The organism is Streptomyces roseofulvus, from assembly GCF_039534915.1.
GTDB lineage: Bacteria > Actinomycetota > Actinomycetes > Streptomycetales > Streptomycetaceae > Streptomyces > Streptomyces roseofulvus.
The window spans coordinates 3,360,098-3,376,832 of sequence record NZ_BAAAWE010000001.1 but is presented as its reverse complement, the minus strand read 5'-3'; the positions used below and the strand labels follow the sequence as shown (position 1 = coordinate 3,376,832).

13 protein-coding genes, 1 tRNA gene and 1 riboswitch are annotated in these 16,735 nt (G+C 71.8%); of the genes, 11 read left to right on the top strand and 3 right to left on the bottom strand.

Annotation, left to right across the window (positions count from 1 at the left end):
* Positions 1-40: 40 nt before the first annotated feature.
* Positions 41-520, top strand: a complete 480-nt coding sequence (locus tag ABFY03_RS15465) for an RrF2 family transcriptional regulator (RefSeq protein WP_319007644.1) — start codon at positions 41-43, stop codon at positions 518-520.
* Positions 521-589: 69 nt separating this feature from the next.
* Here ABFY03_RS15465 and ABFY03_RS15460 read toward each other — a convergent pair whose 3' ends face one another.
* On the bottom strand, positions 590-1,795 hold the full coding sequence (locus ABFY03_RS15460) for a globin domain-containing protein (RefSeq protein ID WP_319007645.1): 1,206 nt from the start codon (positions 1,793-1,795) through the stop codon (positions 590-592).
* 207 nt (positions 1,796-2,002) lie between these two features.
* On the opposite strand from ABFY03_RS15460, the gene ABFY03_RS15455 reads away from it, so the two are divergent.
* The 9 genes from ABFY03_RS15455 (at position 2,003) to ABFY03_RS15415 (ending at position 12,582) form a co-directional block, all read left to right on the top strand.
* On the top strand, positions 2,003-3,229 hold the full coding sequence (locus tag ABFY03_RS15455) for a cytochrome P450 family protein (protein WP_319007700.1): 1,227 nt from the start codon (positions 2,003-2,005) through the stop codon (positions 3,227-3,229).
* 151 nt (positions 3,230-3,380) lie between these two features.
* Positions 3,381-4,502 carry a transglycosylase family protein gene (locus ABFY03_RS15450; protein ID WP_428838192.1) on the top strand — a complete coding sequence of 374 codons (1,122 nt, stop codon included), beginning with the start codon at positions 3,381-3,383 and terminating at the stop codon, positions 4,500-4,502.
* A gap of 264 nt (positions 4,503-4,766) precedes the next feature.
* Positions 4,767-4,944: riboswitch (cyclic di-AMP (ydaO/yuaA leader) on the top strand.
* 4 nt (positions 4,945-4,948) lie between these two features.
* Positions 4,949-5,683 carry a transglycosylase family protein gene (locus ABFY03_RS15445; RefSeq protein ID WP_319007647.1) on the top strand — a complete coding sequence of 245 codons (735 nt, stop codon included), beginning with the start codon at positions 4,949-4,951 and terminating at the stop codon, positions 5,681-5,683.
* A gap of 288 nt (positions 5,684-5,971) precedes the next feature.
* Entirely contained in the window at positions 5,972-7,258 is a 1,287-nt protein-coding gene (gene eno / locus ABFY03_RS15440; protein ID WP_031013622.1) for a phosphopyruvate hydratase, read from the top strand.
* Between the two features lie 119 nt (positions 7,259-7,377).
* Positions 7,378-7,848 (top strand): FtsB family cell division protein, encoded by a 471-nt coding sequence (locus ABFY03_RS15435; RefSeq protein ID WP_319007648.1) that lies wholly within the window; start codon positions 7,378-7,380, stop codon positions 7,846-7,848.
* 22 nt (positions 7,849-7,870) lie between these two features.
* On the top strand, positions 7,871-8,425 hold the full coding sequence (locus ABFY03_RS15430; RefSeq protein ID WP_319007649.1) for a DUF501 domain-containing protein: 555 nt from the start codon (positions 7,871-7,873) through the stop codon (positions 8,423-8,425).
* A complete protein-coding gene (locus ABFY03_RS15425) occupies positions 8,422-9,336 on the top strand; it encodes a Ppx/GppA phosphatase family protein (RefSeq protein ID WP_319007650.1) in 915 nt (304 codons plus the stop codon). The genes ABFY03_RS15430 and ABFY03_RS15425 overlap by 4 nt, the downstream gene beginning before the upstream one ends.
* 370 nt (positions 9,337-9,706) lie before the next feature.
* The gene (locus tag ABFY03_RS15420; RefSeq protein WP_319007651.1) at positions 9,707-11,098 is read left to right on the top strand and encodes an NAD(P)/FAD-dependent oxidoreductase; all 1,392 of its coding nucleotides are present in this window, start codon (positions 9,707-9,709) and stop codon (positions 11,096-11,098) included.
* A 185-nt stretch (positions 11,099-11,283) separates the two neighbouring features.
* On the top strand, positions 11,284-12,582 hold the full coding sequence (locus ABFY03_RS15415; RefSeq protein ID WP_346170134.1) for a class I SAM-dependent methyltransferase: 1,299 nt from the start codon (positions 11,284-11,286) through the stop codon (positions 12,580-12,582).
* A gap of 51 nt (positions 12,583-12,633) precedes the next feature.
* On the opposite strand, the gene ABFY03_RS15410 is transcribed toward ABFY03_RS15415, so the two are convergent.
* Both ABFY03_RS15410 and ABFY03_RS15405 read right to left on the bottom strand, forming a co-directional pair.
* Positions 12,634-15,165, bottom strand: a complete 2,532-nt coding sequence (locus ABFY03_RS15410) for an ABC transporter permease (RefSeq protein ID WP_346170133.1) — start codon at positions 15,163-15,165, stop codon at positions 12,634-12,636.
* 78 nt (positions 15,166-15,243) lie between these two features.
* The gene (locus ABFY03_RS15405) at positions 15,244-16,014 is read right to left on the bottom strand and encodes an ABC transporter ATP-binding protein (protein WP_319007654.1); all 771 of its coding nucleotides are present in this window, start codon (positions 16,012-16,014) and stop codon (positions 15,244-15,246) included.
* A gap of 428 nt (positions 16,015-16,442) precedes the next feature.
* Between ABFY03_RS15405 and ABFY03_RS15400 the strand changes: the two genes are divergently transcribed.
* Positions 16,443-16,528: transfer RNA gene (locus tag ABFY03_RS15400), tRNA-Leu, on the top strand.
* Positions 16,529-16,735: the final 207 nt, after the last annotated feature.

The following is a 16,735-nucleotide window of genomic DNA, read 5'->3' as shown; positions in this document are numbered from 1 at the left end:
CGGCCGCCGCCGCGGGTTTCGGATGGGTAGTATCCAGAACATGCAGATGAGCGAGGGCGTCGAGTGGGCGCTGCACAGCTGCCTCAACCTGACCTGGGTGGAGGACGGGGCAGCGGTCAAGGCGAACCGGCTCGCCGCCTTCTACGACCTGCCCGCCGCCTATCTCAACAAGCAGCTCCAGGCCCTGGTCCGGGCCGGCATCCTCACCTCCACCACCGGCCCGCGCGGCGGCTTCCGGCTGGCCCGCGACCCGGGCGACATCACGGTGCTCGACGTGGTGACCGCGATCGAGGGGACCGAGGACGCCTTCCGCTGCCAGGAGATCCTCCGGCAGGGACCGGGCGGCCGCGCGGACGTGGACTACCGCAGGACCTGTGCCGTCTCGGGGGCCATGCGCCGGGGCGAGCTGGCCTGGCGCCGGGAGCTCGCCGCGCAGACGCTCGCCGACCTCAAGGCGGAGGTCGAGGGGCGGCGGCCGCGCACCCCGGAGCTCACCCGCCGCCGGTTCGCGAGCCTCTGACCCGCGCCGTCAGCCCCAGGCCCTGTCCGACAATTCCCGCCGGATCCGGCGCGCATTGCCGGACAGGGCCTATCGCGGGGCGCGTGCCGCGGGGTCGTGCCAGCGCACCGCGGGCGGCTGGAGCAGCCACTCGGCGCGGGAGGACGGGCGGGTGGTGAACCGGCCCACCGGCGGAAGGACGTCGTAGTGGGTGCGGGCCGGGTCCGCGCCCAGCTCCGCGAGGACCTCGGCGACCTCGGTGACGAAACCGGGCGGGCCGGCCAGGTGGACGTCGTGGTCCGGCCAGCGCCCGCAGGCCCGCAGCGCGGTCAGCAGGCGCTCGGTCGCCTGGTCGCGGGGGTGGCGGGGGGCCGAGGTGATGTGGGTGACGCTCAGGCCGGGGAGCCGGGCGGCCAGCCGGTCCAGGTCCTCCCGCCCGTACAGGTACTCGCGGGAGCGGGCGACCATGAAGATCCGGCCCCCGGCCGCCGGGTCGGCAACGGCCGCCTCCTCCAGGAGGGCCTTCACCGGCGCCCAGCCCGTACCGGCGCACACGTAGGTACGGAGCGCGCCCGGGGCCGTACGGCGGACCGCCGCGCCGCCGGCCGCGCTCAGCCGCAGCGTCTCGCCCGGGCGGACCCCGTCCACCAGGGCCGTGCTCATCGCCCCGCCCCGGATGCGGCTCACGTGCAGGTCGAGCGTGCCGTCCGCGCGGGGGGCGTTGCCGAGCGAGTAGGTGCGCCACACGCGGGGGACCCGGAGCGAGCTGACGCCGGCGTACTGACCGGGGAGAAAGGGGAACGGCCTGCGGGGACGGAGGGTCAGGACGGCCAGGTCGTCGCCGTGCCGCCGGTGGCCGACGACGTCCGCGTCCCACCAGGCGGGCTCCCCGGCCCCGGCGGACTCCTCCGCGCCCCGCAGCATCATCCCGGCGACCCGCCCGTACGCCTCGGACCACGCCTTCTCCGCCTCGATCGTCCACGCCGACCCTGCGGCGTGCGCGAAGGCGGCGAGCAGGCTCTCGCCGACGGCCGCGTAGAGGGCGGGGGTGGCGAGGAACTTGCGGTGGTCCCTGCCGAGCCGCCCCAGGTAGTCGGGGAGCCCGGGCTCGTCGAGGCCGGTCACCACGTGGGTGAGCGCGGCGAACAGCCGGTCGCGCTGCGGGGCCATGTCCTCGGGGAAGAGCTCCCGCACGCCGGGGTTGCGCCAGAAGAGGTGCGAGTAGAAGTACGTGACGGCGTGTTCGGCCCGTCTTTCGACGACCGCGAACGTGCTTCTGAGCAAGGGGAGGTCCACGCGGGGAAATGTAGGGCACGGGCCGTCACGGCGTGATCACCGGGCGGTGATGACGTCAGGTCGGCCGAGGGGGCCCGGGGAACCGGACGGTACGGTCGGGGCGTGAGTGAAGGACCCGCCCCGACGCCCGGTACGCCCGGAAAGCCCCCTGCGAGCCCCGCCCCGGCCGCCGCCTCCTGCCCGGTCTCCGGCGCCGGCGACGGCCCGGTGCCCGCGCTCTTCAGCTGGGAGTTCGCGAGCGATCCCTACCCGGCGTACGCGTGGCTGCGGGAGCACGCGCCGGTGCACCGGACCACTCTCCCCAGCGGCGTCGAGGCCTGGCTCGTCACCCGGTACGCGGACGCCCGGCAGGCCCTCGCCGACCAGCGGCTCTCCAAGAACCCGGTGCACCACGCCGAACCGGGCAAGACCGGCATTCCGGGCGAGCGCAGCGCCGGTCTGATGACCCACCTCCTCAACATCGACCCGCCGGACCACACCCGGCTGCGGCGGCTCGTGTCGAAGGCGTTCACCCCGCGCCGGGTCGCCGCCTTCGCCCCCCGCGTGCAGGAGCTGACGGACCGGCTGATCGACGGCTTCGCCGGGCGGGGGAGCGCCGACCTCATCCACGAGTTCGCCTTCCCGCTGCCCATCTACGCCATCTGCGACATGCTCGGCGTGCCCGCCGAGGACCAGGACGACTTCCGCGACTGGGCCGGGATGATGATCCGGCACGGCGGAGGGCCGCGGGGCGGGGTCGCGCGGTCGGTGAAGAAGATCCGCGGGTACCTCGCCGAACTGATCCACCGGAAGCGCGGCGATCTCGGCGACGACCTCATCTCCGGGCTGATCCGCGCCTCCGACCACGGCGACCACCTCACCGAGGCCGAGGCCGTCGCCATGTGTTTCGTGCTGCTCTTCGCCGGCTTCGAGACGACCATCAACCTGATCGGCAACGGCACCTACGCCCTGCTGCGCCACCCGGAGCAGCGGGCCCTCCTCCAGTCCTCGCTCGCCGCCGGGGAGACCGGACTCCTGGAGACCGGGGTCGAGGAACTGCTCCGGTACGACGGGCCGGTCGAGCTGGCGACCTGGCGGTACGCGACCACCGGGCTCACCATCGGCGGGCAGCCCATCCCGGCCGGCGACCCGGTCCTCGTCGTCCTCGCGGCGGCCGACCGCGACCCGGACCGCTTCGGCGCGCCCGACACCCTCGACCTCGCCCGCAAGGACAACCAGCACCTCGGGTACGGGCACGGCATCCACTACTGCCTGGGCGCGCCGCTCGCCCGGCTGGAGGGCCAGACCGCGCTCGCCACCCTCCTGACCCGCCTGCCGGACCTGCGACTTGGCGCCGATCCGGACGAACTGCGGTGGCGCGGCGGGCTCATCATGCGGGGATTGCGCACGCTTCCGGTGGAGTTCACCCCTTCCGCACCCCGGCACGGCGGGTGACGGCGTGTCAGAAATGTGATCTTCGCGTGATCGCGAAGCCATCGACTTGTGACGGACGTTCGAATGCGGCTACGTTCGCGCCAACGTTCGGCCCGATCCCGGCCGTCCCCGGCGCACCCGCCGTCCCCGCCGTCACGCGAAAGGCCCCGACATGCTTTCCGGAAACGGACGACACCGTCGACCCCGCCAGGCTCCCGCGCTCGTCGTCACCGCGGGAGTGACCGGATCCGCCCTGGCGCTGCCGCTGCTCGCCACCGGATCCGCCTCCGCCGCCGACGCGGCCACCTGGGACCGGGTCGCCGCCTGCGAGTCCGGGGGCCAGTGGAGCGCCAACTTCGGCAACGGCGCCTACGGCGGCCTCCAGATGACGCAGGAGGCGTGGGAGCGGCACGGCGGCCTCGCGTACGCCCCCAGCCCCGACCTCGCCAGCCGCGCCCAGCAGATCACCGTCGCCGAGAAGGCGCTCGCCTCCGGCAGCACCGACTGGGCCACCTGCGCCCCCATCGCCGGCCTGGAGAACGACGGCAAGGCGACCGGCGTCCACCCGGGCCCCGCCGTCCAGGAGGAAGAGGAGGGCGGCGTGGCGCCCGAGTCGAACTGGACGGGCGGCACGCCCACGGGGACCGCCGCCGACGCGCGGCCGGAGGTGGAGGAGACCGCCGGGACGACCGCGCCGGCCACCGGGCGGGCCGAGAAGACGGAGCGGGCGGGGGAGGGGGCGGCGGCGACCACCACGGCCCCGGCCGCGCCCACCACGCCGTCGAAGCCCGCCACCACCCCCGCCGCGCCCACCGCCCCCGCGGGGACGGCCACGCAGCCGCCGGCGACCACCGCGCCCGGCGCCCCGGACGCCTCCACGGGCACCCCGGACGCCCCGGTGACGTCGCCGGACGCCCCGACGTCCCCCGTGGCGCCCACCACCCCGGTGACCCCCGGTACCGACGGGTCTGACGTGTCGTCGGCCACACCCGGTACGGGCAAGCACCGGGGTGAGGCGGCACCGGAGGAATCCGGCACAACGGACACTGCTCAGGAATCCGGGCGACATGCCGCGTCTGCGGACAAGGTCACCTCAACCCCCGTCAGCTCGGACGAAAGTGACGCCTACACCGTGCGGCCGGGCGACAGCCTGTCCGAGATCGCGCAGGCGAACGACCTCCCCGGCGGGTGGGACGCCCTCTATGACGCCAACCGTCAGACGGTCGGCACCGACCCGGATCTCATCCTCCCTGGTCAGAGCCTTGAACTGACGGTCCCTTCAGCGGAGAAGTGAGGCCGTTTCAGGGGCGTATGTCCGATTTTGGGAAAGTGAGACATGGGTCTCTTCGTCCCAACTGGCGTGTCACGTCCGCAAACTTTGCTTCCGTCAGCCCTCACCTGCGCAAACGAGGTCTGACGGAAGGCAAGTAAGGGCGATTTGTCCGTCGTAAGGCCCTTTGAACTTCGAGCACCTGTGTGTCTACGGTCGACACCGCTCGCCACCGCGGGCCCCGTCGACCGAAACGCCGAGTCCTGCCGTCGGCCGCCGGGAACTGTCGTCGCGAAAGCGCCGCAGGCAGGAGTGGGGGACCCAAGGTTTGCGCCGGTCCCGGCCGTTGACAGTGACGGCCGACGGGACCGGCTAGGGGTGAAGCCGCGTGCAAGGACACGCGGCCGGGCGAACTCTTCAAGCCCGAACCCGACAGCTCACCTCACAGGCGTCGGTGAAGAGGAAACTCCATGCTGTTCTCCGGCACGGGCAAGCGTCGTCGTCCCTCCAAGGCCACCCGCGTCGTCGCCCTCGTCGGCGTCACCGGTGCGGCCGTCGCCGCCCCGCTGATGGCCGCCGGCACCGCCTCGGCCGCCACCGCCTCCGAGTGGGACCGCGTCGCCCAGTGCGAGTCCGGCGGCAACTGGTCCATCAACACGGGCAACGGCTACTACGGCGGCCTCCAGTTCTCGGCCTCCACCTGGGCCGCGTACGGCGGCACCGCCTACGCCTCCACCGCCGACCAGGCCAGCAAGTCGCAGCAGATCGCCATCGCCGAGAAGGTCCTCGCGGGCCAGGGCAAGGGCGCCTGGCCGAGCTGCGGCGTCGGCCTCTCCTCCGCCTCCTACGACGGCGGCTCCGCCGAGGCCGCTCCGCAGCAGAGCACCCAGCAGGCCGCCCCGCAGCAGAGCGCCCCCGAGCGCTCCACGGAGCGGTCCGCCACCCGCAGCGAGCAGCGCCAGGCCCCGAAGCGCACCACCCAGGCCGCCCCGCAGGCCGCCGCCAAGAAGACCGTCACCACCCCGACCGGCAAGAAGGTCAAGAAGGGCGACGGCGAGTACAAGGTCGTCGCCGGTGACACCCTCAGCAAGATCGCCGAGGCGCAGGGCGTCGAGGGCGGCTGGGCGAAGCTCTTCGAGCTCAACAAGGACGTCGTCGAGAACGCCGACCTGATCTACCCGGGCCAGCAGCTCCACCTGAAGTAAGGCCCGCGGTGGCGGTGAGTCCGGCGGCTCACCGGCACCCGACGACCCTCCCGCGGTGACCACCCCGGTCCCGAGCCCCCTTCCCCCGTGGCTCCGGACCGGGGTTCCGGCGTTACCGTCCAGTAGAAGCCGGGTCTTTCGTCCCCCGATGCGTGCGCTTGGGCCCTTTTTCGTCCCAGGGGACGGGCGGTCGGCTGGCCGGAGCGCCGGAGCCGGTTAGGCTCTTGTCGCAAGGCGAACGAGACCTTGCGACCATGCGTCACACCTAGCGTCACATCCCAGAAGGAGATGCTCGTGCCGTCCATCGACGTCGTCGTAGCCCGGGAAATCCTGGACTCCCGAGGCAACCCCACGGTCGAGGTCGAGGTCGGCCTCGACGACGGCAGCACCGGCCGTGCTGCCGTGCCGTCCGGTGCCTCCACCGGTGCGTTCGAGGCCCTGGAGCTCCGCGACGGTGACCAGAACCGCTACCTCGGCAAGGGTGTCGAGAAGGCCGTCCTCGCCGTCATCGAGCAGATCGGCCCGGAGCTCGTCGGCTACGACGCCACCGAGCAGCGCCTGATCGACCAGGCCATGTTCGACCTGGACGCCACCCCGGACAAGTCGTCGCTCGGCGCCAACGCCATCCTCGGCGTCTCCCTCGCCGTCGCGCACGCCGCCTCCGAGGCCAGCGACCTCCCGCTCTTCCGCTACCTGGGCGGCCCGAACGCGCACCTGCTGCCCGTTCCGATGATGAACATCCTGAACGGTGGGTCGCACGCCGACTCCAACGTCGACATCCAGGAGTTCATGATCGCCCCGATCGGCGCGGAGTCCTTCTCCGAGGCCCTCCGCTGGGGCACCGAGGTCTACCACACCCTCAAGTCCGTCCTGAAGACCAAGGGCCTCTCCACCGGCCTCGGCGACGAGGGCGGCTTCGCCCCGAACCTCGGCTCCAACCGTGAGGCGCTCGACCTCATCCTGGAGGCCATCAAGCAGGCCGGCTACGTGCCCGGCAAGGACGTCGCCCTCGCCCTGGACGTCGCCGCCTCCGAGTTCTACAAGGACGGCAAGTACCTCTTCGAGGGCAAGGAGCGCTCCGCCGCCGAGATGACCGAGTACTACGAGGAGCTCGTCTCCGCGTACCCGCTCGTCTCCATCGAGGACCCGCTGTTCGAGGACGACTGGGCCGGCTGGAACGTCATCACCGAGAAGCTCGGCGACAAGGTCCAGCTCGTCGGCGACGACCTCTTCGTCACCAACCCCGAGCGCCTCGCCCGCGGCATCGAGGAGAAGTCCGCCAACGCCCTCCTGGTGAAGGTCAACCAGATCGGCTCGCTGACCGAGACCCTCGACGCCGTCGAGCTCGCCCAGCGCAACGGCTTCAAGTGCATGATGTCCCACCGCTCCGGCGAGACCGAGGACGTCACCATCGCCGACCTCGCCGTCGCCACCAACTGCGGCCAGATCAAGACCGGCGCCCCGGCCCGCTCCGAGCGCGTCGCCAAGTACAACCAGCTGCTGCGCATCGAGGAGATCCTCGACGACGCCGCCGTCTACGCCGGCCGCAGCGCCTTCCCGCGCTTCAAGGGCTGACCTGCCCTGACGCCGTAGTTCCGTCCGTCCCCGCACCCGGTCCCGTACCGTGTGCGGGGACGCACGTTTGAGGGACACCGGAGACAAGCGACACCGGAGAAAAGGGGAGGCGACACGACATGGCCGTGAAGGACCGGGACCGGTTCTCGACCGCGACCCGGATCAGGCTGATCGGCGAGCAGACCGCCGCCCGTGTCTACCGCTCCCAGACCCGGCGCCAGGCCCGGCGCTCCCGGCTCACCGGCCGCGCCGCCTTCCTCGCCCTGGTCGTCTGCTCCCTCGTCGTCGCCCTCGCCTACCCGATACGGAGCTACGTCTCCCAGCAGGGCGAGATCGCCGACCAGGAGCGCAGGGCCGCCGAGGCCGCCCGGCGGGTCGAGGAGCTGCGGGACGAGAAGGCCCGCCTCCAGGACCCCGCCTACGTCCGCCGCCTCGCCCGTGAACACCTCCACTACGTGCTCCCCGGCGAGACCGGCTTCACCGTGAACGACCCCGGGGCGGCCGACCGCCCCCGCGCCGACCAGGGCACGGCCGACCGCCCCTGGTACGACAACCTCTGGGACGGCGTGGACAACGCCGACCGCCACTGACCGACCCGACTCAGGATCCACGATGGAAACGCCCCCTCCGCAGACCGAACGCACCGAGCCCACCGAGGCGGACGTCGCCGCCTTCGAGGCCCAGCTCGGCCGGCCGCCGCGCGGCCTGCGCGCCATCGCGCACCGCTGCCCCTGCGGCAACCCGGACGTCGTCGAGACCGCGCCCCGGCTGCCCGACGGCACCCCCTTCCCCACCACGTACTACCTCACCTGCCCCCGGGCGGCCTCGGCCATCGGCACCCTGGAGGCCAACGGGGTCATGAAGGAGATGCAGGCCCGGCTCGCCACCGACCCGGAGCTCGCCGCCGCCTACCGCGCGGCGCACGAGGACTACATCGCCCGCCGCGACGCCATCGAGGTCCTGGAGGGCTTCCCCAGCGCCGGCGGCATGCCCGACCGCGTGAAGTGCCTGCACGTCCTCGTCGGCCACTCGCTCGTCGCCGGCCCCGGCGTCAACCCGTTCGGCGACGAGGCCCTGGCCATGCTCCCCGAGTGGTGGGCCAAGGGCCCGTGCGTGAACCCGTGCGCGGACAGGGAAGCGGACAAGGAAGAGGAGAAGGGCGCGTGACCCGGGTCGCCGGAATCGACTGCGGCACCAACTCCATCCGCCTCCTCGTCGCCGACGTGCACCCGGAGACCGGCGAGCTGATCGAGCTGGACCGGCGGATGACGATCGTCCGGCTCGGCCAGGGCGTCGACAAGACCGGCCGGCTCGCCCCCGAGGCGCTGGAGCGGACCTTCGCCGCCTGCCGCGCGTACGCCGCCGTCATCGAGGAGCTCGGCGCCGAGCGGATCCGCTTCGTCGCCACCTCCGCCTCCCGCGACGCCGAGAACCGGCAGGAGTTCGTCGACGGGGTCGTCGCGATCCTCGGCGTCGAGCCCGAGGTCATCACCGGCGACCAGGAGGCCGAGTTCTCCTTCACCGGCGCCACCGGCGAGCTGCACGGCGACGACCGGCGCCTCGTCGTCGACATCGGCGGCGGCTCCACCGAGTTCGTGGTCGGCAACCGGCACGTCGAGGCCGCCCGCTCCGTCGACATCGGCTGCGTCCGCCTCACCGAGCGGCACGTCCGGCACGACCCGCCGACCGCCGAGGAGGCCGAGGCCATCCGCGCCGACGTCCGCGCCGCCCTCGACCTGGCCGCCGAGACCGTCCCGATCGAGGCCGCCGACACGCTCGTCGGCCTGGCCGGCTCCGTCACCACCGTCGCCGCCATCGCCCTCGGGCTGCCGGAGTACGACTCCGAGAAGGTCCACCACTCCCGGATCTCCGCCGCCCAGGTCGCCGAGGTCACCGCCCGGCTGCTCGCCTCCACCCACGACGAGCGGGCCGCGATCCCCGTCGTCCACCCCGGCCGGGTGGACGTCATCGTGGCCGGCGCGCTCGTCCTCCAGGAGATCGTGGAGCGGGTCGGAGCCACCGAGGTCGTGGTCAGCGAGCACGACATCCTCGATGGGATCGCCCTATCCGTGGCATAGCGGGCACCTATCGAAGCGCCCGGCGACACCCCGTCGGGAAAGCTTCGTGAAGTTCTTCACAAGGAAAAGGGCCCTGATGGCGCCGGAGGGAGGTCTTTGGGCCTCCCGAGGGGGTCATCAGGGCCCTTTCGCAGGCGCGGAGGCCACTTCGCTCGAAGTTTCCATCGTGTGAACGCACCCGCTGGTTCCGCGTTAACGGGGGCTCTCCAGGCCAGTTCAGTGGGGGTGAATAACGTTCACCACTGCATCCCGGTTCCTTTGCACGACCATGACGTGGATCACGTGGGCGGCGGAGTGTAGCAGAGCACCCCGGGAAGCTTGTGAAGGGGCGCACGAGGTGACCCCCGGCGGTGGGTGGATACTCGATGGCATGAGCACCACGGAGCGTCCCAGGATCCTCATCGTAGGCGGCGGGTACGTTGGCCTGTACGCCGCGCGGCGCATCCTCAAGAAGATGCGTTACGCCGAGGCGACCGTCACGGTCGTCGACCCGCGGTCGTACATGACGTACCAGCCCTTCCTCCCCGAAGCCGCCGCCGGCAGCATCTCGCCGCGCCACGTCGTCGTCCCGCTGCGGCGCGTCGTGCGCGGAGCCGAGGTGCTCACCGGCCGGGTCACCACCATCGACCAGGACCGCAAGGTCGCCACGATCGCGCCGCTCGTCGGCGAGGCGTACGAGCTGCCCTTCGACTACCTGGTCATCTCGATGGGTGCCGTCTCCCGCACCTTCCCGATCCCCGGCCTCGCCGAGCAGGGCATCGGCATGAAGGGCATCGAGGAGGCCATCGGGCTGCGCAACCACGTCCTCGAGCAGCTGGACAAGGCCGACTCGACCACCGACGAGGAGGTCCGCCGCAAGGCCCTGACCTTCGTCTTCGTCGGCGGTGGCTTCGCCGGCGCCGAGACCATCGGCGAGGTCGAGGACATGGCCCGCGACGCGGCCAAGTACTACACGAACGTGTCCCGCGAGGACATGCGCTTCGTGCTGGTCGACGCCGCCGACAAGATCCTCCCCGAGGTGGGCCCCAAGCTCGGCCAGTACGGCAAGGAGCACCTGGAGAGCCGCGGCATCGAGATCTACCTGGAGACCTCCATGGACTCCTGCGTGGACGGCCACGTCGTGCTCAAGAACGGCCTCGAGGTCGACTCCAACACCATCGTGTGGACCGCCGGCGTCAAGCCGAACCCGGCCCTCGCCCGCTTCGGCCTCCCGCTCGGCCCCCGCGGCCACGTGGACTGCAACGAGAAGCTGCAGGTCAACGGCCTCGACTACGTCTGGGCCGCGGGCGACAACGCCCAGGTCCCGGACCTGGCCGCGATCAAGGCCGGCGTCCCGGCCGAGCGCGCCTGGTGCCCGCCGAACGCCCAGCACGCGCTGCGCCAGGCCAAGGTCCTCGGCGACAACGTCGTGTCCGGCATGCGCGGCTTCGAGCAGCGCGCGTACAGCCACGCCAACAAGGGCGCGGTCGCCGGTCTCGGCCTGCACAAGGGCGTGGCCATGATCGTCATGGGCAAGTTCAAGATCAAGCTCAAGGGCCGTCTCGCCTGGTACATGCACCGTGGCTACCACGGCATGGCGATGCCGACCTTCAACCGCAAGATCCGCGTCTTCGCCGACTGGACCCTCGGCATGTTCCTCAAGCGCGAGGTCGTCTCGCTCGGCGCCATGGAGACGCCGCGCGAGGAGTTCTACGAGGCCGCCAAGCCCGCCCCGGCCCCCGCCGCGGCCGCGCCGGCCCCGGAGAAGGCCAAGGCGTCGTAACACCCCGAGCAGTACCGAAGGGCCGTCCGTCATCCGTGGTGCGGGCGGCCCTTCGGCGTGTTTTCGGCGCGTTTTGCCGAGTCCTTGCGTCGCGGCGGGATGGGAAATCCCTACGGACGGTGTTCCCTTGATGACGGAAGGACGACGGACGACTGTCCGGGGCAAGACCACGGAGGTGTGTCACCATGGCCGACGCCGCGACGCGGCTCGCGACTCTCGCCGAGGAACTGCTGGGAAGTCCCCTCCCGGTGCGCCTGCGCGCCTGGGACGGCAGCGAGGCGGGCCCCGCGGGAACCGGCCCGGTCCTGGTCATCAGGGATCGCAGGGCGCTGCGCAGGATGATCTGGAAGCCGGGCGAACTGGGCCTGGCCCGTGCCTGGGTGGCGGGCGAGATGGACGTCGAGGGGGACCTCTACGAGGCCCTGGACCGCCTCTCCGGACTGCTCTGGGAGCGCGACGGGGAGACCGGCGGCGGGCTGCTCGCCGCCGCCCGCGACCCGCGCGTCCGGGCCGCCGTGGCGGCGCTGCTCCGGCTCGCCGGGCCGCTGCCGCCGCCGAAGCCGCCGGCCGAGGAGGTCAGGGGCCGCAGCGGCGGCCGGCACAGCAAGCGCCGCGACAAGCGGGCGATCAGTCACCACTACGACGTGGGCAACGACTTCTACGCGCTGGTGCTCGGCCCGTCGATGGTCTACTCGTGCGCCTACTGGACGGACGGCGGCACGCTGGAGGAGGCCCAGCGGGACAAGCTGGACCTCATCGCCCGCAAGCTGGCCCTGAAGGAGGGCGACCGGCTGCTCGACGTGGGCTGCGGCTGGGGCTCGATGGCGATCCACGCGGCCCGCGAGTACGGCGCCCGGGTGGTCGGCATCACCCTCTCCCGCGAACAGGCCGCCTTCGCGCGCAAGCGGATCGCGGAGGAGGGGCTCGCCGACCGGATCGAGATCCGGGTCCAGGACTACCGCGACGTGTCCGACGGGCCCTTCGACGCCATCTCCTCCATCGGCATGGCCGAGCACGTCGGCGCCGTGCGGTACCGGGAGTACGCCGACATCCTGTTCGGCCTCCTGAAGCCCGGCGGACGGCTCCTGAACCACCAGATCTCCCGCCGCCCGGAGCCCGACGAGGAGGCGTACCACGTGGACGCCTTCATCGACGCGTACGTCTTCCCGGACGGCGAACTCGCCCCGATGGGCCGCACCCTGACGACCCTGGAGGACGCCGGCTTCGAGGTCCGGGACGTGGAGGCGATCCGCGAGCACTACGCGCTGACGCTGCGCCGGTGGGTGGCGAACCTGGAGCGGGAGTGGGACCGGGCGGTCCGGCTCACCTCGCCCGGGCGGGCCCGGATCTGGCGGCTCTACATGGCGGCCTCGGCGGTCTCCTTCGAGCGCAACCGGATCGGCGTGAACCAGTTCCTGGCGGTGAAGACGCCGGTGTCGGGCGTGAGCGGGCTGCCGCGGCGGACGCGGGAGTGGACGGAGTAGCGGAAGGGCCGGAGTCCCCGCGGGGACTCCGGCCCTTGCTCGTGTCCGGACCTACTCGGCCTTGATGGCGGTGAGCATGTTCAGGCGGGCGGCGCTGCGGGCCGGCCAGAGCGAGGCCAGCACGCCGACCAGGCCGGCCAGCACCAGGAAGATCCCGACCCGGTCCCACGGCACGACCAGGCCGTAGCCCGGCAGGCTCGACTCGAAGGTCTTGCCGATGGCCCAGGCGAGGAAGGTGCCGAGGCCGATGCCGACGATCGCGCCGAAGACCGAGATGACCACGGCCTCCAGGCGGACCATGCGCTTCACCCGGCGGCGGTCGAGACCGATCGCCCGGATCATGCCGATCTCCTGCTGGCGCTCGAAGACGGACATCGCGAGGGTGTTGACGACGCCGAGGACGGCGATGATCAGGGCCATCGCGAGCAGGCCGTACATGATGTTGAGCATCAGGTTGATCTGGCCGCCGAAGGTGTCGCGGATGTCCTTCTCGTCCATGACGGAGATGGCGGGGTTGTCGCCCAGGGCCTTGATCAGGGCCTGCTCGCGGGCGTCGCTCGGACCGCCGTCGGTGGAGACGAAGATCTGCGGGATGTACTTCTCCGGGTCGTGCGCGTCGAGGATCTTCGTGTCCACGAGGACGGGGGAGAGGAACTCGCTGTCCTTGTAGACCGCGGCGATCCTCAGCTCGCCCTTCTTCTTGTCCAGGTACTCGACCGGGACGGTGGCGCCGACCTTGAGGCCGCGCTTGTCGGCGGTCTTCTCGGCGACGGCGATCTGTCCGTCGGCGAGCCCGGCCAGCGAGCCGTTCACGACGTCGACCTTGAGGACCTTCTCGATGGCGCCGGGGGTGACGCCGGAGGCGGAGGTGTAGGTGCCCTTGATCTCGAAGGCGCCGGCCTGCTGCGGGGAGACCGCGGTGACGCCCGGGGCCTTCTCCAGGGCCGTCAGGGCCTCCTGCGACAGGCCGTCGCCGCTGGCCATGGTGACCATGTAGTCGGCCTTGATGTTGTCGACGGTCATCTTGTCGAGGGCCTGGCCGGCGCTGACGCCGATCACGGTGAGGCCGGTGACCAGGGTGAGGCCGATGGCGAGCGCGGAGGCGGTGGCGCCGGTGCGGCGCGGGTTGCGGACCGCGTTGAGGCCGGCGAGCTTGCCGGAGATCCCGAAGACCTTCACGAAGAAGGGGCGGATCAGGGCGATCACCGGCCGGGACAGGAAGGGGATGAGGATGATGACGCCGACGAGGGTGGCGAAGGCGCCGCCCGCGATGATCATGCGGCCCTCGTCGCCGCCGGTGTTGGCACCGAGCACGATGAGGACGGCGCCGATCGCGGTGACGGCGGCCCCGATCGCGTTCCGTACGACGAGCGACTTGGTGTTCGGGGTGGCGTGGACGCTGTTCATCGCGGCGACCGGCGGGATCTTCGCGGCGCGGCGGCCGGGCAGCCAGGCGGCCAGCACGGTGATGAGGACGCCGACGCCGAAGGCGGCGAGGACCGGAGTGGCGCCGAGCACCAGCTCGCCGTCCGGGACCTTCAGCTCGAAGGCGGCCATGCCGGAGCGCAGGCCCACGGCGAGCCCGATGCCGAGGACGTAGCCGACGGCGGAGGCGACCAGGCCGACGACGCCGGCCTCGGCGAGGACGGAGCGGGTGATCTGCTTGCGCGAGGCGCCCACCGCGCGCATCAGGGCCAGTTCCCTGGTGCGCTGGGCGACCAGCATGGTGAAGGTGTTGGAGATCAGGAAGATGCCGACGAAGAGCGCGATGCCGGCGAAGCCGAGCAGCATCTGGTTGAGGCTGCCGAGGCCGGACTCGATCTCGCGGGCCTGCTCGTCGGCGAGGGCCTGGCCGGTCTGGGCGGTGGCTGCCTTCGGGACGACCTTCAGGATCTCGTCGCGGAGCTTCCCGGCGTCGGTGCCCTTGGCCGCCGAGACGTTCAGGTCGGAGTAGTAGCCCGGCTTGAGGTAGAGCTTCTGGGCGACCGGGGCGTCGAAGACGACGAGGCTGCCGCCGGCGTTGACGGCGCCGTCCTCGGTGGTGAAGACGCCGGAGAGGGTGTACTCCTTCACCGGGCCGTTGGTGGCGACGCGGACCCGCTCGCCGACCTGGTAGCCGCCCTTGTCGGCGGTCTCCTTGTCGAGGGCGATCTGGTCCGCCGCGGCGGGGCCGTTCCCGGTGGTGAAGGAGAGGGCCGGGTCCTTGCCGTCGGGGCCGGGGGCGAAGTTGGTGCCCTTGTTGGACCAGCCGGAGCCGATCAGCTTGCCCTTCGCGTCCGGGACGCCGGCGAAGCCGTCGACGCGCGGCCGGACGCCGGTGACGCCGTCGAGCTTCGCGACCTTGTCGACGGTGGCCTGGGAGAGGCCGGGGTTCTTGGCGGCCTCCTCGGGATCCGGCCGCAGGGCGACGGCCACGGCGACGTCGTCGTAGCTCTTCGCGGACTGGCCGCGGAAGGCCTGGGAGAGGGTGTCGGTGAAGACGAGGGTGCCGGAGACGAAGGCGACGCCGAGCATCACGGCGAGCACGGTCATCAGCAGCCGCGCCTTGTGCGCGAGGACGTTGCGCAGGGCGGTACGGAACATGGGTGAGGTCCTGGAGGAAGGCGGGACGGGAGTCGGGTGCGGGGCCCGCGGCGCCGGCGGGCGCGGGGCCGCGGCGCGTCAGCTCGTACGGCCCTTGGCGTCGAACGCCTTCATGCGGTCGAGGACGCCGTCGGCGGAGGGGCGCAGCATCTCGTCGACGATCCGGCCGTCGGCCAGGAAGATCACGCGGTCGGCGTAGGAGGCGGCGACGGGGTCGTGGGTGACCATGACGACGGTCTGGCCGAGCTCGCGGACCGAGTTGCGGAGGAAGCCGAGGACCTCGGCGCCGGAGCGCGAGTCCAGGTTTCCGGTGGGCTCGTCGCCGAAGATGATCTCGGGCTGGGAGGCGAGGGCGCGGGCGACGGCGACGCGCTGCTGCTGGCCGCCGGAGAGCTCGGTGGGGCGGTGCTTGAGCCGGCCCGAGAGGCCGAGCATGTCGATGACCTGCCGGACCCAGGCCTGGTCGGGCTTGCGGCCGGCGATGTCCATGGGGAGCGTGATGTTCTCCATGGCGGTCAGGGTCGGCAGCAGGTTGAACGCCTGGAAGATGAAGCCGATCTTGTCCCGGCGGAGCTGGGTGAGGTGCTTGTCCTTGAGGGTCGACAGCTCGGTGTCGCCGATCCGGACCGAGCCGGAGGAGAAGGAGTCGAGGCCGGCGACGCAGTGCATGAGCGTCGACTTGCCGGAGCCGGAGGGGCCCATGATCGCGGTGAACTCGCCCTGGCGGAAGTCCACGCTGACCCGGTCGAGCGCGACCACCTGGGTCTCGCCCTCTCCGTAGACCTTCGTGAGCTCCGTGGCGCGGGCGGCCACCGCGGTGGTGCGGGGCACGGTGGGGGTGGTGGTCACGAGGGGGACTCCTGTCACGACGGTGATCGCGGCTGATCGCGCTGGCTGATCGCGGCTGATCGCGGCTGGCTGGTCCGGAACCGGGTGTCCCGGGAACCACTCCATCGTTTCGGACGTTCCTGCCCGGGTCGTCCGTCCACGTGCCCGTTCGAGGGGCCGCCTTGGGTCGGACCGGGACCCCCGTGGGTCCTCCTCTGGTATGACGGCGACCCCGACGGCGGACGTGACACACATGCGTCGAGATCTGGTCAATCCGGGGGTGGTCGCTTTGCGCCTGCGACCCCGGTCACAGTTTGCGAAAACGCTGCTCACCTGCGCTGACGCACCCTCAGACGTCAATAAAATAAGACAACATCGGTCGCTCGTTCCGCCGGACGAGGGAAGGGGCCCCGATAGGCTCCTGTGCCAACGCGGAGCATCGCGGCAACGCCCGGATGGTGGAATAGCAGACACGGCGAGCTTAAACCTCGCTGGCCTTCGGGCCGTACCGGTTCAAGTCCGGTTCCGGGCACCACCACGGCCTCAGGCGCACGCCTGCGGCCCGGCCCACGAGCCCGTCCTCCCGCCCCTCTCCCCCTCTCCTCCTCCCTCCTCCTTCCTCCCCGAGGTCGCCGGTGGCCGAGGAAGGTCGAAAGCTGTCGCAAAAGATCCTCCCCGAGCACTAGAGAGTTTCTTTTGCCTACGCATTACCCTTGACGCAAGGCCGCGCGCGCGGCCGTCC